Annotated in this window: 17 protein-coding genes and 3 pseudogenes; 15 read left to right on the top strand and 5 right to left on the bottom strand. The window is 61.0% G+C overall.

What is annotated here, in order from left to right; all coding sequences use genetic code 11:
• Positions 1-27 precede the first annotated feature (27 nt).
• The 8 genes from ccoN (at position 28) to ccoS (ending at position 7,930) form a co-directional block, all read left to right on the top strand.
• On the top strand, positions 28-1,677 hold the full coding sequence (gene ccoN / locus IVA96_RS18460; RefSeq protein ID WP_247418528.1) for a cytochrome-c oxidase, cbb3-type subunit I: 1,650 nt from the start codon (positions 28-30) through the stop codon (positions 1,675-1,677).
• 10 nt (positions 1,678-1,687) lie between these two features.
• A complete protein-coding gene (gene ccoO, locus IVA96_RS18465) occupies positions 1,688-2,422 on the top strand; it encodes a cytochrome-c oxidase, cbb3-type subunit II (protein ID WP_247418529.1) in 735 nt (244 codons plus the stop codon).
• A gap of 13 nt (positions 2,423-2,435) precedes the next feature.
• A complete protein-coding gene (locus IVA96_RS18470) occupies positions 2,436-2,600 on the top strand; it encodes a cbb3-type cytochrome c oxidase subunit 3 (RefSeq protein ID WP_247278982.1) in 165 nt (54 codons plus the stop codon).
• A gap of 6 nt (positions 2,601-2,606) precedes the next feature.
• Complete coding sequence (ccoP, locus tag IVA96_RS18475) at positions 2,607-3,482, top strand: cytochrome-c oxidase, cbb3-type subunit III (protein WP_247418530.1); 876 nt, start codon at positions 2,607-2,609, stop codon at positions 3,480-3,482.
• Between the two features lie 109 nt (positions 3,483-3,591).
• The gene (gene ccoG, locus IVA96_RS18480) at positions 3,592-5,058 is read left to right on the top strand and encodes a cytochrome c oxidase accessory protein CcoG (protein ID WP_247418531.1); all 1,467 of its coding nucleotides are present in this window, start codon (positions 3,592-3,594) and stop codon (positions 5,056-5,058) included.
• A gap of 15 nt (positions 5,059-5,073) precedes the next feature.
• Positions 5,074-5,559, top strand: a complete 486-nt coding sequence (locus IVA96_RS18485) for a FixH family protein (protein ID WP_247418532.1) — start codon at positions 5,074-5,076, stop codon at positions 5,557-5,559.
• A gap of 11 nt (positions 5,560-5,570) precedes the next feature.
• The gene (locus tag IVA96_RS18490) at positions 5,571-7,778 is read left to right on the top strand and encodes a cation-translocating P-type ATPase (RefSeq protein WP_247418533.1); all 2,208 of its coding nucleotides are present in this window, start codon (positions 5,571-5,573) and stop codon (positions 7,776-7,778) included.
• Positions 7,763-7,930, top strand: a complete 168-nt coding sequence (gene ccoS / locus IVA96_RS18495) for a cbb3-type cytochrome oxidase assembly protein CcoS (RefSeq protein WP_247279006.1) — start codon at positions 7,763-7,765, stop codon at positions 7,928-7,930. Before IVA96_RS18490 ends, ccoS begins: the two co-directional genes overlap by 16 nt.
• Positions 7,931-8,111: 181 nt before the next feature.
• Here ccoS and IVA96_RS18500 read toward each other — a convergent pair.
• Positions 8,112-8,504, bottom strand: a pseudogene (locus IVA96_RS18500) (helix-turn-helix domain-containing protein); the annotation flags it as partial.
• A 1,053-nt stretch (positions 8,505-9,557) separates the two neighbouring features.
• Here IVA96_RS18500 and IVA96_RS18505 point away from each other — a divergent pair.
• Positions 9,558-9,761, top strand: a pseudogene (locus IVA96_RS18505) (plasmid stabilization protein); the annotation flags it as partial.
• A pseudogene (locus tag IVA96_RS18510) lies at positions 9,758-9,895 on the top strand (PIN domain-containing protein); the annotation flags it as partial. The pseudogenes IVA96_RS18505 and IVA96_RS18510, both read left to right, overlap by 4 nt.
• 364 nt (positions 9,896-10,259) lie before the next feature.
• On the opposite strand, the gene IVA96_RS18515 reads toward IVA96_RS18510, so the two are convergent.
• Positions 10,260-11,840, bottom strand: a complete 1,581-nt coding sequence (locus IVA96_RS18515; RefSeq protein WP_247278977.1) for a Fic family protein — start codon at positions 11,838-11,840, stop codon at positions 10,260-10,262.
• 1,602 nt (positions 11,841-13,442) lie between these two features.
• Between IVA96_RS18515 and IVA96_RS18520 the strand changes: the two genes are divergently transcribed.
• The gene (locus IVA96_RS18520; protein WP_247355804.1) at positions 13,443-13,667 is read left to right on the top strand and encodes a hypothetical protein; all 225 of its coding nucleotides are present in this window, start codon (positions 13,443-13,445) and stop codon (positions 13,665-13,667) included.
• Positions 13,668-13,832: 165 nt separating this feature from the next.
• Here the strand turns inward: IVA96_RS18520 and IVA96_RS18525 are convergent, their stop codons facing one another.
• From IVA96_RS18525 to IVA96_RS18535, 3 genes are all read right to left on the bottom strand, one after another.
• Positions 13,833-14,411, bottom strand: a complete 579-nt coding sequence (locus IVA96_RS18525) for an aminodeoxychorismate/anthranilate synthase component II (protein ID WP_247418534.1) — start codon at positions 14,409-14,411, stop codon at positions 13,833-13,835.
• The gene (gene pabB / locus IVA96_RS18530; protein ID WP_247418535.1) at positions 14,408-15,802 is read right to left on the bottom strand and encodes an aminodeoxychorismate synthase component I; all 1,395 of its coding nucleotides are present in this window, start codon (positions 15,800-15,802) and stop codon (positions 14,408-14,410) included. Before pabB ends, IVA96_RS18525 begins: the two co-directional genes overlap by 4 nt.
• A gap of 96 nt (positions 15,803-15,898) precedes the next feature.
• Entirely contained in the window at positions 15,899-16,225 is a 327-nt protein-coding gene (locus IVA96_RS18535) for a Dabb family protein (protein WP_247302589.1), read from the bottom strand.
• Between the two features lie 908 nt (positions 16,226-17,133).
• Between IVA96_RS18535 and IVA96_RS18540 the strand changes: the two genes are divergently transcribed.
• From IVA96_RS18540 to IVA96_RS18555, 4 genes are all read left to right on the top strand, one after another.
• Positions 17,134-17,328: a DUF3551 domain-containing protein gene (locus IVA96_RS18540; protein WP_247418536.1), complete on the top strand. Its 195-nt coding sequence runs from the start codon at positions 17,134-17,136 to the stop codon at positions 17,326-17,328.
• A gap of 1,283 nt (positions 17,329-18,611) precedes the next feature.
• Entirely contained in the window at positions 18,612-19,484 is an 873-nt protein-coding gene (panB, locus tag IVA96_RS18545) for a 3-methyl-2-oxobutanoate hydroxymethyltransferase (protein ID WP_247302516.1), read from the top strand.
• 14 nt (positions 19,485-19,498) lie between these two features.
• The gene (panC, locus tag IVA96_RS18550; RefSeq protein WP_247333104.1) at positions 19,499-20,350 is read left to right on the top strand and encodes a pantoate--beta-alanine ligase; all 852 of its coding nucleotides are present in this window, start codon (positions 19,499-19,501) and stop codon (positions 20,348-20,350) included.
• 1,107 nt (positions 20,351-21,457) lie between these two features.
• Positions 21,458-22,594 (top strand): MFS transporter, encoded by a 1,137-nt coding sequence (locus IVA96_RS18555; RefSeq protein WP_247302590.1) that lies wholly within the window; start codon positions 21,458-21,460, stop codon positions 22,592-22,594.
• The last annotated feature ends 560 nt before the right edge of the window (positions 22,595-23,154 follow it).

Here is a 23,154-nt window from a genome sequence, read left to right on the forward strand (position 1 = left end):
CGGCGTGTTCTTTCAGAGAGAATCCGCATGAGCCAGCCCGCCCTCTCCAAATCCATGACGTCAGGTGAAAGCGGCCTGGCTATCGTGTTCGCAGTCACCGCCTTCTTCTGCGTGATCGCCTCGGCCAAGGCGCTCGACGCGCCCTTCGCCTTCCACGCCGCGCTCAGCGCGGCGGCGAGCCTGGCGGCGGTGTTCTGCATCATCAACCGGTACTTCGATCGCCCGGCGGCATTGCCGCCGGCTGAGATCAACGGCCGCCCCAACTACAACATGGGCCCGATCAAGTTTTCCTCCTTCATGGCGATGTTCTGGGGCATCGCGGGCTTCCTCGTCGGCCTGATCATCGCCTCGCAACTGGCCTGGCCGGCGCTGAACTTCGATCTGCCCTGGACCAGCTTCGGCCGTCTGCGTCCTCTGCACACCTCCGCGGTGATCTTCGCCTTCGGCGGCAACGTGCTGATCGCGACGTCCTTCTACGTCGTCCAGAAGAGCTGCCGCGTGCGCTTGGCCGGCGACCTCGCGCCCTGGTTCGTCGTAATCGGCTACAATTTCTTCATCCTGATCGCCGGCACCGGCTATCTGCTCGGCGTCACCCAGTCGAAGGAATATGCCGAGCCGGAATGGTACGCCGATCTCTGGCTGACGATTGTGTGGGTAGCCTATCTGCTCGTCTTCCTTGCCACCATCATCAAGCGCAAGGAACCGCACATCTTCGTCGCAAACTGGTTCTATCTCGCCTTCATCGTGACGATCGCGGTCCTGCATCTCGGCAACAATCCGGCCCTCCCGGTCTCGGTGTTTGGCTCCAAATCCTACGTCGCCTGGGGCGGCCTCCAGGACGCCATGTTCCAGTGGTGGTACGGCCATAACGCGGTCGGCTTCTTCCTGACCGCCGGCTTCCTCGCCATCATGTACTACTTCATCCCGAAGCGCGCCGAGCGGCCGATCTATTCCTATCGGCTGTCGATCATCCACTTCTGGGCGCTGATCTTCCTCTACATCTGGGCAGGTCCCCACCATCTGCACTATACGGCGCTGCCGGACTGGACGCAGACGCTGGGCACGACCTTCTCGATCATGCTGTGGATGCCCTCCTGGGGCGGCATGATCAACGGCCTTATGACGCTGTCGGGCGCCTGGGACAAGCTGCGCACCGACCCTGTGCTGCGCATGCTCGTCGTCTCCGTCGCCTTCTACGGCATGTCGACCTTCGAAGGCCCGATGATGTCGATCAAGGTGGTCAACTCGCTCAGCCACTACACCGACTGGACCATCGGTCACGTGCATTCCGGCGCGCTCGGCTGGGTCGGCTTCGTCTCCTTCGGCGCGCTCTACTGCCTGGTGCCGTGGGTCTGGAATCGCAAGGGGCTCTACAGCCTGAAGCTCGTCAACTGGCACTTCTGGATCGCAACCCTCGGCATCGTTCTCTACATCTCGGCGATGTGGGTGTCCGGCATCCTCCAGGGCCTAATGTGGCGAGCCTACACCTCGCTCGGCTTCCTCGAATATTCCTTCATTGAGACGGTCGAGGCGATGCATCCCTTCTACATCATCCGCGCCGCCGGCGGCGGCCTGTTCCTGATCGGCGCGCTGATCATGGCCTACAATCTCTGGATGACGGTTCGCGTCGGCGAAGCGGAAGTCCAGAGGCCCGTCGCTCTTCAGCCGGCGGAATGAGGAGTTTTCCATGTCGTTCTGGACACGCCATCAAGTCTTCGAAAAGAACTCGATCATCCTGATCGTCGGCATCCTGCTGGTGATCGCGATCGGCGGTCTCGTCGAGATCACGCCGCTGTTCTACCTCAAGAGCACGATCGAGGCGGTCGACGGTGTCAGACCCTATACGCCACTGGAGCTCGCAGGCCGCAACGTCTACGTCCGCGAAGGCTGTTATCTCTGCCACTCGCAGATGATCCGCCCCCTGCGCGACGAGGTCGAGCGCTACGGCCACTTCTCACTCGCCGCCGAGAGCATGTTCGACCACCCGTTCCAGTGGGGCTCCAAGCGCACCGGTCCCGACCTTGCTCGCGTCGGCGCCAAATATTCCGACGACTGGCACGTCACCCATCTGACCAACCCGCGCGCGATCGTGCCGAAGTCAGTGATGCCGGGCTATCCGTTCCTCAGTCAGGCGGAGGTCGATCCCGACATGATCGCCGACCACATGCGTACGCTGAGAACCGTCGGGGTGCCCTACACCGACGATCAGATCGCGAGCGCCGGCGCCGATATGAAGGCCCAGGCCGATCCGGACAATTCCGGCAGCGATGCCTTCAGCAAGCGCTACGACAAGGCCGTCGTGCGCAATTTCGACGGCAAGACCGGCTCGCCGACCGAGATGGACGCGCTAATCGCATATTTGCAGATGCTCGGCACGCTGGTCGACTTCAAGATCTACAACGAGAAAGCCAATTTTCGCTGAGAAGGCATCAACGATGAAAGCCATCCTGACACTCGACAATCTTGCGTCCGGTCTCGTGACCACGATCTGGACGCCGGTCTTCATCGCGATCTTTCTCGCGATCATCGCCTACGCATTTTGGCCTCGCAACAAGCCCGCTTTCGACGAAGCGGCACACCTGCCGTTGCGGGAGGAGTGAGAGATCATGACCGATCATCATAGCGACATCGATTCCGTCACCGGCAGGTCCACGACCGGGCACGAGTGGGACGGCATCAAGGAGCTCAACACGCCGCTGCCGCGCTGGTGGGTAGTCACCTTCTACCTCACCATCGTCTGGGCGATCGGCTACTGGTTCGTCTATCCGGCCTGGCCGCTGATCTCCAGCAATACCACGGGCATGTTCGGATACTCGTCCCGCGCCGACGTCGCAGTCGAGCTCGCCAAGCTCGAGAAGATCCGCGGCGACAAGATGGTGGCGCTCGGCGCGGCCTCACTCGCCGACATCGAAAAGGATCCGGCCTTGCTGGCGCTTGCCCGCGCCAAGGGGAAAACCGTGTTCGGCGATAATTGCGCACCGTGTCACGGCAGCGGCGGCGCCGGCGCGAAAGGCTATCCGAACCTGAACGACGACGACTGGCTGTGGGGCGGCACGCTCGACCAGATCATGCAGACCATCCAGTTCGGCGCGCGTTCCGGTCACGCCAAGGCGCATGAGGGCCAAATGCTCGCCTTCGGCAAGGACGGCGTGCTGAAGGGCGACGAGATCGTCACGGTCGCCAATTACGTGCGGTCGCTATCGGGCTTGTCAACCCGCAAGGGCTACGACGCGGCGAAGGGCGAAAAGATCTTCGCGGAGAATTGCGTCGCCTGCCATGGCGACGGCGGAAAGGGCAACCCCGAGATGGGCGCGCCGAATCTCACCGACAAGATCTGGCTCTATGGCTCGGACGAGGCGAGCCTGATCGAAACCATCAGCCTGGGCCGCGGCGGCGTCATGCCGGCCTGGGAGGGGCGGCTCGATCCGGCCACCATCAAGGCCATGGCGGTCTATGTCCACTCGCTGGGCGGTGGAAAATAGCCCATTGACGGAAGACGGGGGCGAACAAAACGCCCCCGTTTGCGCTGGATCAATGGACGGCGCCGCGTCGGGTCTAGGTTTAATCGCACCTGTCAAAAAGTACCAGGCGATGAACAAGATCGTGAACCCGAACGAACTCACATCGGACGACGATTACGGGCCGCTCTACGCTGCCCGGAAGAAGGTCTATCCCCAGAGCGTCGCCGGCACGTTCCGCCGGATCAAATGGGGCCTGATGGCGTTCTGCCTCGGCTTCTACTACTTGCTGCCCTTCGTGCGCTGGAACCGCGGTTTCGGCGCCCCCAGCCAGGCGGTGCTGATCGATCTGCCCAACAGCCGCTTCTACTTCTTCTTCATCGAGCTGTGGCCGCAGGAGGTCTACTACTTCACGGGCCTGTTGATCGTCGCCGCGGTGGCGTTGTTCCTGATGAACTCGGTCGGCGGCCGCATCTGGTGCGGCTATCTCTGTCCGCAGACGGTCTGGACCGACCTGTTCTACGCTGTCGAGCGCCTGATCCAAGGCGATCGGCGCGAGCGGATGAAGAAGGACAAATCGTCCGATCCGATGAGGCTCGAGCGCATCTTGGAGATCGTGCTCAAGCATTCGATCTGGCTCCTGATTGCCTGGTGGACCGGCGGCGCCTGGGTGCTCTACTTCAACGACGCGCCGACGCTGGTGAAGGAGCTCGTCACCTTTCAGGCGCCGATGATCGCCTACGCCTGGATCGGCATCCTCACCGCGACGACCAATGTGCTCGCCGGATTCATGCGCGAGCAGGTCTGCGTCTATATGTGCCCCTGGCCGCGGATCCAGGCGGCGCTCACCGACGAATGGGCGCTCAACGTCACCTACCGCTACGATCGCGGCGAGAAGCGTACCTCGGTCAAGAAGGCCGCCGAGCTGCGTGCGCTCGGCGAGCAGGTCGGAGATTGCATCGACTGCTACCAGTGCGTCGCGGTTTGCCCCACCGGCATCGACATCCGCAACGGACCGCAGATGGAATGCATCCAGTGCGGGCTCTGCATCGACGCCTGCGACAACGTGATGGCCAAGATCGGCCGGCCGAAGCGGCTGATCGGCTACGACAACGACATCAACATCCATCGCCGCCAGGAAGGCAAGGCGCCGGTCTACCGCATCGTCCGGCCCCGCACGGTCGCCTACAGCGCGATCATCGCGGCCGTCGGCGGCGTCATGATCTACACCCTCGCGACCCGCAGCCTGCTCGATGTCAACGTGCTGCACGACCGCAATCCGGTCGCGGTCAGGCTCAGCGACGGCTCGATCCGCAACGCCTACACGGTCCGGCTGCTGAACAAGAGCGGCTATGACCGCGTCATCGCCATCGACGCCAACGGCCCGGTCAACGCGACCATTCACGTCATCGGCGTCGACTCCGTGACGCCGGACCGGCCGATGATCGTGATCCCCCGCGACTCCACCAGCGAGCTGCGCATGCTCGTGACCGCGCCGGCGCAGAGCAATCCGGAGAAGTCGATTCCCGTCCGCTTCGACGTCACCGATATCGGGCTCGGCGAGGCCGCATCCGCCACCGACAATTTCGTCTCGCCGTAAGTCCAGGAGACACCCATGGCATCCAAGCCGCTCACCGGGACCAAGGTGTTCCTGATGCTGGTCGCCTTCTTCGGCGGCGTGATCGGCGTCAACGTCACCATGATGAAGCTCGCGATCGCGACGCTGCCCGGCACCGACGTCGACAGCCCCTATGCCGCAGGCCTCACTTATGACCGCGAGATCTCGGCGGCGCAGGACCAAGCCGCGCGCAAATGGCAGGTTAACGCTCATATCGAGCGGCGCGCCGATGGCAATGCCGTGCTCCAGGTCGAAGCGCGCGACGCTGCCGGGCAGCCGGTGAGCGGGTTGAGGTTCGGCGGACGCCTGGAGCGGCCGACCGACAAGCGCGCTGATCTCGCCGTCGAGCTCACCGAGGCGGGCATCGGCCTCTATCGCGGCGATGCCGCGTCCGTCGCGCCGGGCCAGTGGGACCTGGTGATCGAGGGTGAGGCGCGGGGGACGCGCGTCTTCCTGTCACGCAACCGCGTGATTCTGAACTGAAGGATTTCGCCATGGGGATCACGCGGGACTTTTCGCACTACGTCCGGACCGCGGGCGAAGGCGTCCAGCACATCGATCTCGCCGTCGACGGCGTTCACTGCGCCGGATGCATGGCCAGGATCGAGCGCGGACTGTCGGCGATTCCCGACGTCACGCTGGCGCGGGTGAACCTCACCGACCGGCGCGTCGCGCTGGAATGGAAGCAGGGCACGCTCGACCCAAGCCGTCTCATCGATCGGCTGGAAGAGCTCGGCTACAAGGCCTACCCTTACGAGACCGAGAGCGCGGAGGCGACTGAAGTTGCCGAATCGCGCTTCCTGCTGCGCTGTCTCGGCGTCGCCGCGTTCGCCACCATGAACGTGATGATGCTGTCGATCCCGGTGTGGTCCGGCAATGTCTCGGACATGTTGCCGGAGCAGCGCGACTTCTTCCACTGGCTGTCGGCGCTGATCGCGCTGCCGGCGGCAGCTTATGCCGGCCAGCCGTTCTTCCGTTCGGCCTGGCGCGCGCTGTCGCACAAGACCACCAACATGGACGTGCCGATCTCGATCGGCGTGTGCCTCGCGCTGGGCATGTCCGTGGTCGAGACCATCCACCACGCCGAGCACGCCTATTTCGACGCGGCGATCATGCTGCTCACGTTTCTTTTGGTCGGCCGCTTCCTCGACCAGAACATGCGGCGGCGGACCCGCGCGGTCGCGGGCAATCTCGCCGCGCTGAAGGCGGAGACCGCGGCGAAGTTCGTCGGCCCCGATGAAATTTCGCAGGTGCCGGTGGCGGCGATTCATCCCGGCGATATCTTGCTGTTGCGGCCCGGCGAGCGCTGCGCGGTCGACGGCACCGTGATCGAGGGGCGCTCCGAGATTGACCAGAGCCTGATCACCGGCGAGACGCTCTATGTCACCGCCGAGCAGGGCACGCCGGTCTATGCGGGATCGATGAACATCTCGGGCACGTTGCGGGTGCGGGTCTCGGCGGCCTCAGAGGCGACGCTGCTCGCGGAGATCACGCGGCTGCTCGACAATGCGCTCCAGGCCCGCTCGCGCTACATGCGGCTCGCCGACCGCGCCTCGCGGCTCTACGCGCCGGTGGTGCATGCAACTGCGCTCTTCACCATCCTCGGCTGGATCATCGCCGGTGCGGGCTGGCATGATGCGATCGTGACAGGCGTTGCTGTCTTGATCATCACCTGTCCCTGCGCGCTCGGCCTTGCGATTCCCACGGTGCAGACTGTCGCTTCCGGCGCCATGTTCAAATCCGGCGTGCTGCTCAGTTCCGGCGACGTCATCGAGCGGCTGGCCGAAGCCGATCATGTCATCTTCGACAAGACCGGCACGCTCACCCTGCCGGATCTAGAGGTGACGAATGCGGCCGACATCCCCGCGGACATGTTCGACCTCGCCGGTCGACTTGCACTGTCGAGCCATCATCCGGTGGCCGCCGCGGTCGCGCAGGCCGCCGTCGCCAAATCGCCGATCGTGGGTGCAATCGAGGAGGCCGGGCAGGGCGTGCGGGTAACGGTCGACGGCGTCGAGATTCGTCTCGGCCGTCCGTCGTTCTGCGGCGCCGATACCTTGGTCGGCGACGGTGCCGATCTAGATCCGGAAGCCTCCAGCGTGGCTTTCTGCAAGGGGGCCGAAAAATTCATCCTTTCGGTGCGTCAGGGCCTCCGCCCGGATGCGCAAGCCGTGATCGCGGCGCTGAAGGCGCGCAACATCGGCGTCGAAATTCTCTCCGGCGATCGCGAGCCGGCGGTGAGGGCGGCGGCCTATTCTCTCGGCGTTCCCGAGTGGCGCGCCGGCGTCACGCCCGCCGACAAGATCGCGCGGATCGAGGAATTGAAGCGGCGCGGCGCCAAGGTGCTGATGGTCGGCGACGGCATGAACGATGCGCCGTCGCTAGCGGCCGCTCATGCCTCGATGTCGCCGATCTCGGCCGCGCATCTCAGCCAGGCGACCGCCGATCTCATCTTCCTCGGCCGGCCGCTGGCGCCGGTCGTCGCGGCCATCGATTCCGCGCGCAAGGCGCTGCGCCTGATGCGGCAAAACCTCTGGCTCGCGATCGCTTATAATGTCCTGGCGGTGCCGATCGCGATCAGCGGCGTCGTGACGCCCCTGATCGCAGCAGCCGCGATGAGCGGCTCGTCGATCCTGGTCATGCTGAATTCGCTGCGGGGGCGTAGCGCGTCGCGGGAGATTGCGCGATGGAAATCCTGGTGATCCTAGTCCCGCTGGCGCTGGCACTCGGAGGTGCAGGCCTCGTCGCCTTCCTCTGGTCGCTTCGGAGCGGTCAGTATGACGACTTCGACGGCGCAGCGTGGCGGGCAATTGCCGACGACGAGCCGCCGCAAGAGGCCCCGGCTAAGCCGTAAAGGGGTAGCCTTCCGCACGAGGTGCGGCGGACTTCCAGTGAATGGGAGAGCATCCCTGTCGTCGTTCATAGAGGGTTGACCAGGTTTGTTATGACGGCAGGTTGTGTCACTGCGTGGGGGGCGTTGTTCCCAATCGAAGGCGGCGCAACTGAACGGACCGGCGGCGTGGCGGGAGTCCGACCTCCATGTCCGGCAAATGCTGGCGATTGCGCAGCACGATCTGGCGCGCTCCGGAGAAGCCGAGAAGGCCTTGGGCGTGAAGCTCTGACAGGGCTCGCGAGACCGTCTCCAGGATGAGGCCGAAATAGTCGCCGATGTCACGGTGGCACTCGGACGGCCATCAGGCCGGCGGCCGCGGTGCGGGATGTCCGTCTCGAGCAGGAAGGTCGCGACCCTCCATGGCGTTCTTGCGGCCGAGCAGCAGCATGTGGTCCTCCGCGTGCTTCAGCTCGCCGGCCGTCAGGACCCAGAGCTTGCGCGCGACCTGAATGTCTGTATTGGCCGCCTTGTCCGGGCTCGCCCGGTTTACCAGGCGCACCGTGGTCTTGAGGATCGCTTCGGCCGCGATGCGGTGGGCCCTCGCCGAAGATCTCCTTGTCCTCGCCCGCTTGCGAATTCGCTGGCCACGAGCGCCGGCTGGCCGACCAGCCGCCGAACGCAGCGGACGGCGAGGGCGCGGAGCGCGTCCTGGAAGGCTGCGCTCCGGAAAGGCGTGGCGGATAGAGCCGGCCTCTCGAGCGCGTAGGAGCGTATCGCGTGAGCGACCAAGTTCAGCGCGTCTTCGACGATTTTTTACGCGAGCCTTCTGCGGCCGGCAGAAATTCCCGGTAGCCCTTGACGGCAAGGAAGCGGCGCATCTCGGCGAACGTTTCGCGCGGTCGCCTGTGCAGATCTCGACTTCCTGGGCAAGATCTTTCGCCCGCTCCCGGTCCCAGGTGCTCGAGAGCATTTCTTTCACGGAAGGGTCGCGAGAGTTTTGTGGCAGTCATCGTCCTCAACCTCCGAATGGTCATGCGTCGTGAACAGCACCACCGCGATGCCGACCACAGCACGGTCGCGGATATCGTCGCGACGGTGGACAGAACGCTCATTGCCCTGAGAGCGCCCGTTAGGCCCTCCTAGACCAATTGATAAACGCCACTGCAAAAAGGATCCTCCAATTCAAAGTAGACCAGCATTCGGGAGGTTCGTACTCCAACTGGTAGATCCAGTCCGGCCCTGACCGCCAGGCAGAGCTCGCCATACACATAATTCGACTAGGCGTCGGGCCGCGATTATGCGAGTCTTGCAGCATTTCGAGGCGTGTCGGACCGGAGGGACCCGATGTGCAGATCGTCTCTTTCGGCGTGGTTGGAATTGGGACGGGTAAAGTCCTGGGACACTCAAAGTGGCATGCGCCAGTGAAAGTACGCTCCACGACTGGACCGTGGGTGAGCGTGTAGTCGTTTGCGAAGCGGCTGGACCGCGTCTGAGCGGCAAGCAAGGAGTCGTTCTCGGGTTCGGTGCTACGCGCAGCAGGCTTCGCGTGTTGCTCGACGGTTCCAGAGGGCCGATCACATTGCATATCACCTTCGTGGACCCGGTCGTGCAGCACGATCGCGCTTGAGAATGGTGCTGCCACAAGGGGGAAGTCCGCGCGGCGCAGCACAATCGCAGCGCGGAAGCGGAAATGCGCGCCATTCTGGAGGCCGCCGTGCGTCCCGAGGGCCGGCTGCGGCTCTGCACCGCCCTTTCGGAGATGAGCCGGAAGATCGGCCTCACCAATGCCGATGTCGAGGCACTTGAACATGGCCGCGACGCGCGTCCCGCTGAGCCGATGCGCTTCGAATGATCCTGCTCGATACCAATGTGGTCTCCGAGGCGATGAAGCCCGAACCGCATCCATCGGTCCGTGATTGGCTCGACGCCCAGGCGGCCGAGACGCTGTTTTTCTCCAGCGTCACCATCGCCGAACTGTTGTTCGGCAGCGCGCGCTGCCGCGCGGGTCGAGAGAAAGAAAGCCCTTGGTCAGCACCTCGACCTTGCAGCCGAGAACGGCCTCCCACCGTCCGTTCTGAGGCTGACAGAGGAATGGCGTGCTGCTGCTGGTCCTGGACATCGGCATGCTGATGCCGCCGAGGATGATGATCGGAATCACGCCGATCGGGATCGGTGCTGGTCAGCTTGATCGCTGATCATCATCATGTGGTAATCCCGATCATGATCGCGCGCGCTCCGAGGTTAGCCCACGGGTGCCGGTTACGTCGGCATCTCGCCGTGCGATGGCTCGCAACTTGCGCGCGCGATTTGGTGACACTGGCTTTTGCCGGGCCCTCGTCCGGCGCGATCCTCAACCGAGGTCCGCCAGTGCTTGGAGTTCTCCCGGAAGGCTCTGCCGGGGCGGAGGCGGTTCACGACGACAACAGTCTGCCAGGAATGCGGCGAAGGGACCGACATCACCTTGTACGCTCGCGCTCTCGAGTGCCCGCATGTATTCGTCGCGTCTGCCGACGGGAATGATTGTCCAAGGCAGTCCTCCCGATGCCATCATGACATTCATGAGGAAGCGGCCCGTTCGGCCATTGCCGTCTGGAAGAGGGTGTATGAAGGTGAATACGAACTGTCCGAGCACAGCTCTCACGCGCGGATCCTTCTCCTCCTTCAGGCAATCAAGAAAAGCCTCCATGGCGTCAGGTACCGATTCCCAAGCGACCGGTGTGTGTCCCGAGTTCCTGATGAAAACGAAGTGAGTTCGATAGCCGGCGAGGTTTTCGGGCTTGATGATGCCGGCTTGAACTGAGGGCTGAAAGAGGGCCCGGTACCAGTCGAGGTGCTCCCGATCGGCGATCTCGGCGGCGTCCTCGCCGTTGAGCACGCGGGCCACCGCGCCACGGACCAGCTGGAACGCATCCCAGTAGCCCTTCGCGGCCATTGCATCCCTTTGTTTGCGATCTCCATCGCTGCCGTTGGGATCCCATTTCCCGGTCTTGACCTTCTCGATCAGTTCCTCCGTGACCGAGTAGCCTTCGATAGAAAGCGAGTGGTACGCGTCCGAGGTGTACCGTTCGTCGATCGCGGCCAGATATCCGTCATGATCGTTGATACGCCGCGGCTCAAGCTTGAAATTTGCTAACACCTTTTCGCGCATCTCCGCCCACATGAGACGGATTCGCGTCATGATTGGTGGCGTGGCCCGGCTTGGAAGCTGCATCGGTACCGGCGCCTTGAATGGATCGGCATCTTCCCTGACATCGTGCCCGCCCGCCGTCATCGCGGTGACGATATCGTCGGCGGCCCGCGTGTTACCCAGCAGTCGGTACGCCCCGGCGATGCGCCCCGCCACGGCCGCATGTCCGCCTTCCAGGAGGACTTTTAGGATTGCACTGGCATTCCTCTGCGAACCGAGCAGGGCGATGACGTCGTTCTTTTGCGTCTGCCAGAAAGCTGGCGCGGCAGCGCAGATCGCCTGCGGCGCCGGAAAGGTCTGAACCCCGGCGGTCTCGACCGGGGTCACCGGCAGTTTGGTCGCCTTGTACAGATAGAGGGAGGTGCCATGGAGGAGGGGCTGGGTTTGGTTATTGGCGGTCGGTGCCGCGATCACGACCTGCTTCGGAACGTTAAGATTTTCTGCAAGTAGCGGGATTGAACTTTCTGCCGAGAGGACCCAGTCACTCTTGAAGCGCTCGTTGCAGTAGGCGCGGCAAAACTCCCAGAACGACGAGTACCAGGACGTGCGGTCGCCCAACCGCTCCTCGGGTCGCGGCATCAGCACCCATCCTTTGATGATCTCCTTCAGGAACCCGGCCTCCACCAGCCGTTCGCGGTGGGTGCGCGAAAGTTCGTCGCTCCGGAAGATTCGTCGCTTTCCGCCGTTGCTGAGGGTCTTCAGCTCGGTGAGGGACTGGGCGAGTTTTTCGTGGAGGGAGGGCATGTTCCAGCCCGCGAGGTTCCGATAATTTGATGTCGTGCGAATACAATAGTATAATGCTGTTCAACGTCAATAGTATTATGGTGAGCACCTCACTAAAACTCCGTTGCGTAATTACAATAATTTATTGCAACGGCGCATTTAGACCGAGAAGCCGAGCTGCGCCTTCCGGTGGAAGGCCGACGATACGCGCTTGTCCGGCTGAGAATGTGGCCGCCGATCGGCAAGAAACCCCGTTATGCCTACGCTCGCCCAGGGCCTCCCAAATATGACCTGAGGATCGAGCTCTCCCAAAGCTTTCATCGACGAGTCGTTTGCCGAAAACCCGACCCTGGAGAGCCCAATTCTCGCTACCTAAATACCTCAAAGTAATAAAATTTGGCCCGCAGATGGCGCCGAACCGGCCGGAAAAGGGGTCTAAGAAAGGATGAGGAGGCCAAAATTGGCCTAAAACGGCATGAAAACGGGTTAAGACCCCCGATTTTCCTGATCAGTTGACAAAGTTACTTATTTGGCAAAAATCATGAAGTTTGGTGATAACAATAGGTTTTTGCAGAAATTCTCGTCCGTTTGGGCCCCCGTTGGCCGAAAACCGAACGTGACCAAACGCAACCGAGCGATATCAACCTCGAACGCGGTGGCTTCGCCGGCCGGCATTCCGCCTCAAATCGAAACGAGGCGCTAGGAAGACAGACTTCCACTCGGTAAACGAGTCCTTGAAATTGACGGGCACGGCCAAACCGACAGGGAGAGGCCGTCGGGAAGATCGGGGATGAAGGAGCATTATAAGGGAGCTCGGACCGGCCCAACCGTCCGTCTGCACGCTGCCCGAAAGGCGGCCAGCTTCAAGTCCAGCCGGGAGGCCGCGGTCAGGTTTGGGTGGCACCAAGGCACCTATCGCGCCCACGAAATCGCGGCTCGCTATTTCAATGCTGAAACTGGCCGCATCTACGCAGATGCATTCGGCGTGCCGCGATCATGGCTGATGGACGGCCGCGGACGTGGTCCGTTGATCGACCCAGTTCGCGCGGCTAGGTTTGAAATCCGCAAATCCGCCGCAACGCAGCCATCCTAGGATGCGGCGGTGACCGTCGTCTTGCCGACGCCGCTATGGGTCCCGGCAACGATATACGCGCTTGACCTGGTCGAAAGAGCGCCCAAAGGAGGTCCTCGCAATCTTTTCACATTGCTATGTGTGCACGCCCCGGTTGCAAATTCAAGGCTTCGAGGCGCTCAACACTCCAGCGGCCTTGGCATTTGGCGTTCAAGAGCCGATGCCGGCTGGGCGACGCTCTTTGCGGGCTATGCGCCTGGGCAGTTAGTGCCACTTCGTACGACACCTCTTCTATTTCTACGACTGTCTACCCTTTGGCGCGTTTGGACCAGCCGCCCCGAAGGATGCTGATCGGAATGAGGCTGCCATAGACGATCAAACCTGCCGCTAGAGCTGCAAATAGCCTCGGCGGACGCTGCCCTCACATGACGAATTCGCAGGGATGGCGATGACGACGGCATGGTCTTTTTCGAGCTGTTGCTTGATCGCGTCGAAGGATCTCGGCCGGACGTAAATGTCGCGGTGCGGCGCCAGCGCGCCAGCGAGCCGCCATGCCGAATGAGCTCTGCGAGCAGGTCGGCCTTGCTCCAGCGTCCGTCGTGCGCGCCCTTGATCCTTTCACGGACGACCTCCCGCAGGTCACGCAGGCAGACGCCGTGTTTGGATTGCGGAACGTGACCGTGGTTCGACAGGAGAGCAGCCAGCCGGACGGCGAGCGGCTGCTCGGTAATGCCCGTCAGGAGCAGGATACGCCGCGCCCGGGATGTCGGCGGTGAGTGACTTTCCCGTCCCAGGAGGTCCCGCTGGTCTTCGACGGTCGCGCCCGGGGGTGGTGAGCCATGGTCGCGCCTGGAACGCAACCAGAACAAAATCGAGGCCCATCGGGCCGGATCCTGACGGCGGCCGCCACGCTATGGCTGCACCAGTCCTCTACGGCCGCCTTAAGAAAGCTCTGCAAGCCGTAGGAAGTTTGCGAACAGCACGTCCCCTTGTGGGGTGAGTATCGACTCCGGATGGAACTGCACGCCATATGTTGGTTGATCGCGATGGGCGAGGGCCATGACCTCCCCATCATCCGAGAGTGCTGTCACCGTGATGTGACGGGCAGATGACGGATCCAATTCGACGATAAGCGAATGGTAGCGCCCCACACAAAGTGGAGACGGTAGTTCTTTGAACAGCCCGCCGCCTTCATGTGTGACATACGAGGGCCGACCGTGCATAGGACGACGTGCGCGCGTTACGCGTGCGCCGAACACGGTCCCAATGCACTGGTGTCCAAGACAAATGCCGAGAATTGGCACCTGACCCGAAAGTTCACGAACGACGGCTGTCGATATTCCAGCCTCAATTGGAGTGCACGGACCGGGGGAGATGACAACCGCGCGGGGCCTGAGGTCAGCAAGTTCGCTCACATCCATCGCGTCGTTCCGGACGACACATGTTGCTGCACCAAGCTTGCGGAAATATCGCGCAATGTTGAAGACGAAAGAGTCGTAGTTGTCGACAATGACAATCAAGATGCACCGGAGTCTTCAGCAATGAATGCGCGAAAAATGCGCTCTGCTTTTGCAAGGCTCTCCTCATATTCGGCGGCCGGATCGGACATTGCCGTTATCCCGGCACCTGCATGGAAGACGGCCTGGCCGTCGTCGATCGTTACGGTGCGAATGGCAATATTTACATCCATATGTCCATTGAAACCTATGTAGCCTATGGCCCCGCAATACACCTCTCGCGCCACACGCTCGATATCCAGGATAATTTCCATCGAGCGTACCTTGGGAGCTCCGGTAACTGAGCCGCCGGGAAAGCAGGCCCTAAGTAGGCCCACGGCATCCTCTCCGTGTGTTAGCTCACCCGTAACGACGGACACGAGATGGTGCACCGAGGCATAGGACTCGAGATTGCATAAGGACGGGACGTGGACTGATTCAGGCGTGCAAACGCGCGAGAGATCATTGCGCAGGAGGTCGACGATCATGGTGTTCTCGGCGCGGTCTTTCTCCGAATCTACCAGCGTCTCAGCGCGACGCCGGTCTTCTTCGCAATCAGCAGAACGCGCCACCGTCCCCTTGATAGGTCGCGTTTCGACCTGTCGCCCGTCAAGCTTTAGGAAACGCTCGGGCGAGCTCGATGCAATGGTGAGCTTGCCATACCGAAGAAGGGCGGCAAAGGGAGCCGGATTCATTTTCCGAAGCTGACAATAGAAGGCTATCGGATCGAACGAGTTCGCCAGGCGAGCGCTGAAGCGCTGCGCAATGTTGACCTGGAAGGCGTCACCCGACAGAATGAGATCAATCACGCGTTGTACCGCCGCGATGTATCCCTGGCGACTGAAGTTTGAATGCCATGAGCCGGCCTGGCCTGGTGTAAAATCAGGAGGGGGGGCTGAGACTGTAACCAGCGCAACAAACTCTTCGGCTCTTCGGCGAGCTCTCTCACGCCGGCGAACTGGATCCTGCTCCGGCCACCCGGTAGAAAGGACCCAGCATCTGTCATGGCGGTGATCGAAGCTTATCACGACGTCGTAAAGATGTAGGAGGGCCTGAGGCAAGCGATGCCCCCCGATGCTCGGCACCGGCAATCGCTCCAGCGTCCTGTTCAGCTCGTATCCGAAAAAGCCGGCGGCGCCGCCCTGGAATGCCGGGAGATCGGCGCGATGCATTTGCGGATACTTGGCTAGCATAGCGCGAAGTGCCGCCCACGGATCGCCCACAATGGACTCTCCGTTGCAAATACCTCTCCCGTCCGCGATTATATAAGTGCTGAAGGGATCGCACGTCACATACGAGTACTGCCCGAGCACCGCGTGTCTCGATGCGCTATCCAGGAACGTGAGGTGCCTCCGATGCGAGAGGCGTCGCATGGCTGTGACGGGCTCAATCCACTGCAGTTCCAATACATGCATTAGTCTGTCGCTCAGCGATACATGGCTGATTGTAATCCCGCCCGGGGAAGGCGAGCCTCACGGCACCCAAAAACCCCTACGTGCCTGCCAGGTTAATTACGCCCGCGGGTAGGGCCTGCCAAATGGCTCCGCATCTGTTGACATGCTGTAATCGGCCGCGAGACGTAGCTCTCGGAGCGGTCTGACCTGCCGGATCGACTCCTGATAAAGCTCGTGCGCTTTATAGGCTTCGAGTTCGACTTCGTCGTCGAATTCACCGTAGACGATCACGTCAATTTCGTTGCCAAGCCGGTCACTCTTGCGGTTGCGAGCGACCTCAAGCCGGCGTGCGTGCGGGATCTTGGCGAGAACGGAAAGGCCGTCGACTATTTTGTCGACATGCGCCTTATCTTTTGCGGTGAAGAATACGATGTGTCGAATCATAGATGACCGTCGGTAATCGCGAACATTGCGGTTTGACTTCGCCCAAAGCGACAGAAGCCTCATCGCAAAGTCTGCAAGGCTCGGGCAGCCGCTCAGATGCCACTGCACGGCAGCTCCCTGCGCGATCGCTCTGGTGGGTGTTTAGCTCGATTCTTCCTCCGCTATTACGCAAGGTAGACAATCTCTGAGACGAATTTCTGCATCGAAGTAAGGAACCGCCTGATCATCAGTCGCTAGGACAACTTTCAGTAGATTGCTTCCGGTCATTAGCTTCGCGCGGATCTCGTGCATGAAACGGTCTCACTTGCAGGATCGCCGCATAAGAACTGCAGCAAAATGCGCTCTTTCGTTGAATACAGGCTGGGTCATAAAACAGAAGGGGGAAGGCCGCCGCCAGCCCCTGGGTTGACATCGACGCGTGACTTCAAGGTTGAATCCGCTCTTCGGCTGATCACCGCAGAGAGATCGATCGTGAAACTCTTTCATCGCGGAACGTGGCGATAGTCTCAGCCATACAGGGCGCCTGGGAGGAGCTTATCGTTTCGGCGCTGCTCGTCGCGAAGCAACGAAGAAAGGTAGTACCTCGTGCACATCTTGCCTGGAGGCGCTTTCAGCGCGCAGCTGCATCGCACCGGAAGGCTGCGCTCCCTTCCGGAAAGTCGCTGAAATGCTGCTCCGCCCTCGCCGAAGTTTTGGCAAAATGGCCGCCCTAGGTGTCGCGGTTCTGATCGAGCACTCTTAGACTGCCTTCACTTGAACCGCGTCGCTTGCGTGCGCGTGAAAGCCCAACGCGCTAGTACTTCGGTGGATGCGATCGCCCAGGGAGGCGCGGCTGCCATTTGCTTGATCAACATCAATAGATGTAATTCGATGGTCTATCCTTAAGCAAAGCCTAGCGGAGGCAAGTCATGCGCAATCTGCTGTTTGTCGCTGCTAGCACTTCCCATGCTAGTTGGCTTTGTCTCGCCTTCGAGTGTACGTCCTGCGACCCGCTTGGCAGGACGCTCATTGTCTGCAAAGACCGTATCTGGGGGTATCCTGGCAACTGCCAGTTCTCGTCATTTTGTCAGTGCATGGCCACTGCATCGGGCACGGACGCCTAGCGGTATCGACCTGACCTACGCATTAGCGCGGCGGGTAGAACGATCGCGCTGACAACCAGTACAAGACGCCACGAAAAGACGCACAAGGGGAATGCGGGGTGTTGTTACGAAAAATCGTATCTTCGACGAATAGTAGTGGTCTTTGAACGTGTGCAGCAGAAGCTGATGACCCCGCAATGGCAGCCGCCGCTTAGATTACCGCACTACTGCGCCTTAACCCCGCTTAGCCCTTTTTGCATCGCATGACTTGGCTGGCCGTGTCAAACCGTCGACTCTTCGATGGCCTGACGCTTGGGCTGCCATGGCTGCTGCGAATTGAGCAGCAAGCGGACGGCAAGCGCACCGGCGCCTCAGGTCAGCGACGCCTCTAAGCGGCTTGCCTGACAAGTCTGTACGCCCGGGTTATCCACACGCCATCGAATTAGCGGGCAGACGCGCGTCTGCATAGCTTTCACGGTCTGCTGCGCTGGAAAGCACTCCCATGCTTGCATCTGACGAAGGCGGGGCGGTCACTCCGAGCTCGTTTGAAGAATTTCATCGCGGAATTACGCCCAGACGCAATTTTCGGCCGACAGGCAGGTGTTCATCGAACCAACCGATCGCGATATGCCGCTACAACAGAGGGTGAGCGCGAGGCCTGTTTCGGGAGCTGGAAAATGCCGAGTATCCTGGAGAAGGGATTGGAGCAGGGCATGGTACGCAATTTCTATCAGCTCCGTATGGGGAAGTATGCCGGAGCGTTGATTCAGCGCAGCAGGTGTGAGCGGCAACAGATCCTCTGGCTGCAGTTGAACTTGATGAGGCTCGGAAACGAACTTGCTCCGTTAGAGTATTGCCTCCGTGGCAAAGCCAGCCAGTCCGACACGCACGAGATGCGGTTAAGACAATGCCGCACGCAAATTGCGTCAGAATGATCCCATCGGCGCGTCCTGACGCCCAGCGTGACGCAAGGCGCTTCCAAATGACAATTTCAATTTGGGGAGTTCTTGCTTGATGGTCGCGCGACCATTGGATTCTTTATGCACGCGCCTGCTACTTTGGAGACGTATGTTTCCGTTTCACGGTTGACAGTTTTCATTCGTCCGCCATAGAAAAAGAGTGGTCCCGCGGGCTCAATGGCTTCGGTTGCAAGAATCGGATTACCGTTCGGCTAGCATATTCGGTGACGCGGGGACTTCGTGAGGGCGATGGCTTCAAAATCGTAGGCGACACAGGTGAGATCAAATCAGTATCGCTTCGAGCTGCGAAATCGACCTGAGGCCATCTGACGGAACGGATCGAAAATGAGCCACGCTTCGGAAGTGTCAGTTGAGCGGATCACGATTCCAATCCTGCAGCGATGGAAGCAGGAGCGGCGGCGTGTCGCCATGACCACCGCCTACGATGCGGTTACGGCAGGCATCGCTGACCCCATCGTCGACATCATTCTTGTCGGCGACAGTGTTGGCAATGTCTGCCTCGGTTTCGACAACACGTTGCCAGTCAGCATGGCGATGATGAACCATCATCTCGAAGCTGTTGCGCGCACAAGGCCCCGTGCCCTGCTCGTGGCCGATATGCCGTTTCTTAGCTTTCACCTCAGTCCGGAGGAGACGATACGCAACGCCGGAGGATTCCTGCAGCGAGGCGCAGATGCAGTGAAACTCGAGGGCGGAGCCAAGCGCGTGGAAATCGTGCGTGCCCTGGTCGATTGCGAAATTCCCGTCATGGGCCATCTCGGCCTCACCCCGCAGAGCGTCAATATCATGGGGGGATTCAAGGTGCAGGGCCGAAAAGCCGATGACGCTTTGCGGCTGCTTGATGACGCTCACCGTCTGCAGGAGGCCGGATGCTTCGCGTTGGTGCTTGAAGGCATTCCGGCCGAGCTAGCCCAGCGAGCGACCGAATCGCTGTCGATACCAACTATTGGAATCGGCGCGGGTCCCGGGTGCTCGGGCCAAGTGCTCGTATTCCATGACGTGCTGGGGCTGACCGAAGGTCATCGGCCCAAATTTGTTCGCGCCTATGCAGATGGTTTTCAGCTGTTGCAGGACGCGCTGTCGCGCTGGGCTACCGATGTCCGCAGTGGAGCGTTCCCGGCGCCGCAAGAGTCCTATCGGCTTCCTGAAAGCCTGGGTAACATCATCGCAAACTGGGCTCCTCCCAACCCAACCTGATGTAAGGTGCTACGATGCAGACGATTACGACGGTCGCTGAGCTTCGTAGTGAGCTCGCGAAGGCTTGCAGCGCGGGCAAACGCGTCGGGCTCGTGCCGACAATGGGCTATTTGCACGATGGCCATCTGGCCCTGGTTAAGGCGAGCCGAGCGCAATGCGACGTCACCGTCGTTAGCATCTTCGTCAATCCGACTCAGTTCGGACCAAACGAGGATCTCAGCAGCTATCCTCGCGATTTCCTGCGCGATGAAAAACTGTGCCGCGATGCCGGTGTTGCGATTGTCTTCGCGCCGGGTGCACAGGAAGTCTACCCGGCTCAATTCGAGACCTTCGTCGAACCGGGCGAATTGGCTAAGCCACTATGCGGGGCTTTCAGGCGTGGGCATTTTCGCGGCGTCGCAACCGTCGTATGCAAGCTGTTCAACATGGTGCATCCGGACGTCGTGTTTTTCGGGCAAAAGGATTTTCAGCAATGCGCGGTCGTGCGTCGCATGGCAACTGATCTCAATCTTCCCATCGAGATCGTCACCGTGCCAACCGTTCGGGAACCGGACGGGCTCGCGATGAGCAGTCGCAATCGGTATCTCAGCGAGGAAGAACGTCGACGAGCCGTTGCCATCAGTCGTGGGCTGTTCGCCGCGGCGGATGAGTTCCGCTCAGGAGTGCGCGAGGTGGACAAGCTGATTGCGATCGCCGAGCGGCATCTTGAGACAGTTGATCGGCTGCAATACCTTGAACTTGTCGATGGTGATACGCTCAAGCGCGCCGCGAGTCCGCTGCGGCTTCCGGCGGCGCTCTGTGCCGCAGCCTACGTCGGTTCGACCCGGCTGATCGACAACGTACTGCTCGCGTTGCCAACTCTGTAGCGCAATTCAGAACCAAATCGATAAACTGTTTTCTTTTTATCCGTTTCGCCCGCGTCGTCGGTGCCTGGGAGTTCCGACGCAGCCGCCCCTCGCGCTTCGCCGCGGCAAGATTTGTCGGCGGGGTAGGGCGAAGTGGTCGAAACTAATGCGCACGTAGCCCGCGTCGACAAGGGCTTCCGCAATCAATTCCGACTGAAAATGACGCACGACTTCTGGGGCAGGGCGTATTCGCCGATCTTGCACTGCTGCTTCTTGAAGTAGGGAATAGGCGCGTAACCGAACACCGGACAGGCGATCCGGACGGAGTTCGATGCATTTGGCGACCGTGTCTAGCACTACAGTCGCAATTTTCGGGGTGGTTCTGACTCTATGGGCGACCATGATTCGGCATTTGATGATTGGTGGAGCGCCGGCCGAAGATACGCGACGCCGTGGGCTTCTTTGTTGGAGTCGTCAATGGCGAGCCGTGAGTCTACCAGGCACATAAGCTGCGTGCCTTCCATGATCAAAGTGTTTATGTCGGCGTCTACACCGCGCTGTCGGTTGCCACAACGTTTTGGCAGGCTACGCAAGCCCAGAGTAACCGGGTTGCAAACCCATCGCCTCGCATTGAGACCGATTGCGATCGGCAGATGGAATTTCATCTTGTTGTCAGCTTTGCGACTGAGCCATATTGATTTGTCGCGGATATGACTACGGGAGGCGAGGCCGCGTTGAAGGGCGCCACGGCGCAGTCTCGAGGCGCACTCGGGTGGTTCGTGCTCCTTCAGTGCGCGACCGCGCTCATCAATCAGCAAGTAACAAGCTTGTTGAGAGCCCCCAACGCTCCATGCCTAGCCGGCACAGTTGCCCGATCGTATCGAGTTCGGATCGAGACGTCACGTGCGTTTTCGCGGTGGCATCGTATTTGCTATCAAAGATGTCGTCGCGGATCGAACTAGAAGAGTGACGATCGACGCGATCCGATATCACGCGCTGAACGTCCGGCATGGCGGATTGCGCCAACAAACGATGTCCTCTCGACCGCCGAACCTGCGCACTCTCTGTCGCTCGGGAGTCCGCCGCTGGTACAGCGCCCGCGGGTCGTCTATCAATAAGGTCCCTGTCATGGCGTCTGCTGGTCAACCATCCTCTCGGTTAGCAACGTGTCTTGCATTCTTCGTTCCCGGGGTCGGCTTCGGGGTCTGGGCCCCGCTCGTACCATTTGCAAAAGACCGGCTGGCGGTCGATGACGGCGTGCTTGGCCTACTACTGCTCTGCCTGGGTGCTGGATCCATCATCGCGATGCTTCTGACCGGTGTTTTGAGCGCCCGCTACGGCGTCAGGCTGATCATTCTTGTGGGTGGGCTTAGTCTCGCGATCGTCCTGCCGTGCCTCACGATAGCTAGCAAGTTGGCGCTCGGCGTCGCGCTATTCGCCTTAGGCGCCTCGATAGGCTCGATTAGCGTGGCCGCGAACATTCATGCGATCGAGGTGGAGCGCACGGCGGAGTGCCCGCTGATGTCCAGCTTCCACGCTCAATTCAGCATCGGGGGACTTGTGGGGTCTGCAGCCATGACCGCTTTTCTCTCGCTGCAGATTGATGCATTTGTTTCGACTGTGGTCTGCTCGGGATTGATAGTGATAGCGATCATGCTGGCGTGGCCGCGATTGGTGCCAACGGCGCAGGCGGACCAGGGACCGTCGTTCGTTCTGCCGCGTTCCATCGTGCTCCTTCTAGCCGCGATTGCGGCGATCGCCTTCCTTATCGAAGGCGCGATGCTCGATTGGGCTGCGTTGTTGGTCGTCGGCGCTGGTCTTGCTCCAAAGACGCAGAGCGGCTTAGCGTATGTACTGTTCTCCATAGCCATGACGGTGGGACGCCTTGCTGGCGACGCCGTCGTCGAACGCGCGGGGGACCGCGCGACACTTATGTTCGGAAGTCTACTGGCCTTGGCCGGTTTCGGAGCTCTGCTGGCCGCACCGGTAGCCGTCATCGCCATGGCCGGCTTGCTGCTCATTGGTCTTGGCCTATCGAATGTCGCCCCGATTCTGTTCCGGCGCGCCGGCACGCAGGAGGCGATGCCCGTTGGTCCGGCGATTGCCGCGATCATGACGGTTGGCTATGCCGGAATTCTCATTGGACCGGCTGGTATGGGGTTACTGGCCAAGTACGTGGGACTGCCGGCCGCATTTGGGGTCCTAGCCGGGCTCATGTGCCTCGTCGTGCTCTTGGCGCCCATCGTGACGGCGAACACACGGTGAATGCGTTTGAAAGGTGACAGAGCGGCACCTGGTGCGCAAGAGAAGCTTCGATCGCGGCTTGTCTCTGATCGAGCAGACGGCAATGAGTTGGCTAGCTGATATCTGCCTGGCGCCGATGATCGGCTACTTTTTGCTGGTCCCAAAGCGGTGCGCTTCTCCGGAAGTGATTCAGGCCCGGCGATTGGTGGTCCGCGCTCTTCCAGAGATCTGCCTTCATGCCTACGATGGGTCGCTTGATGCGCTTGCTGTTCGCCCAATCATTGCTTCATCCCAGGCTTCTATACCTGAGTGAATGCGCGCTTTCGGCTGTTCGCAAGCTCGAGTTTTCAACCCGATTGCGCAAAGCGGATGTTCGCCGAGCAGACGTTGATGCCTAAGGGACTTGGAAACACCGGTGTCTGGTATCTCGCAGCCCATGGACAGGTTTGTGCGGTGGCCTCGGACGGCAGACTTTCGCCCGCTGGAAACCGCAGCAGTTCAAGGCGTAAGGTCGGCGGCAGCGGCGCAGAGCTTAGCGCCAGGATCAGAGCGCATGGCTGCTGTGGCTCAATTCGCTCGAC

Source organism: Bradyrhizobium sp. 159, assembly GCF_023073795.1.
Taxonomy (GTDB): Bacteria; Pseudomonadota; Alphaproteobacteria; order Rhizobiales; family Xanthobacteraceae; genus Bradyrhizobium.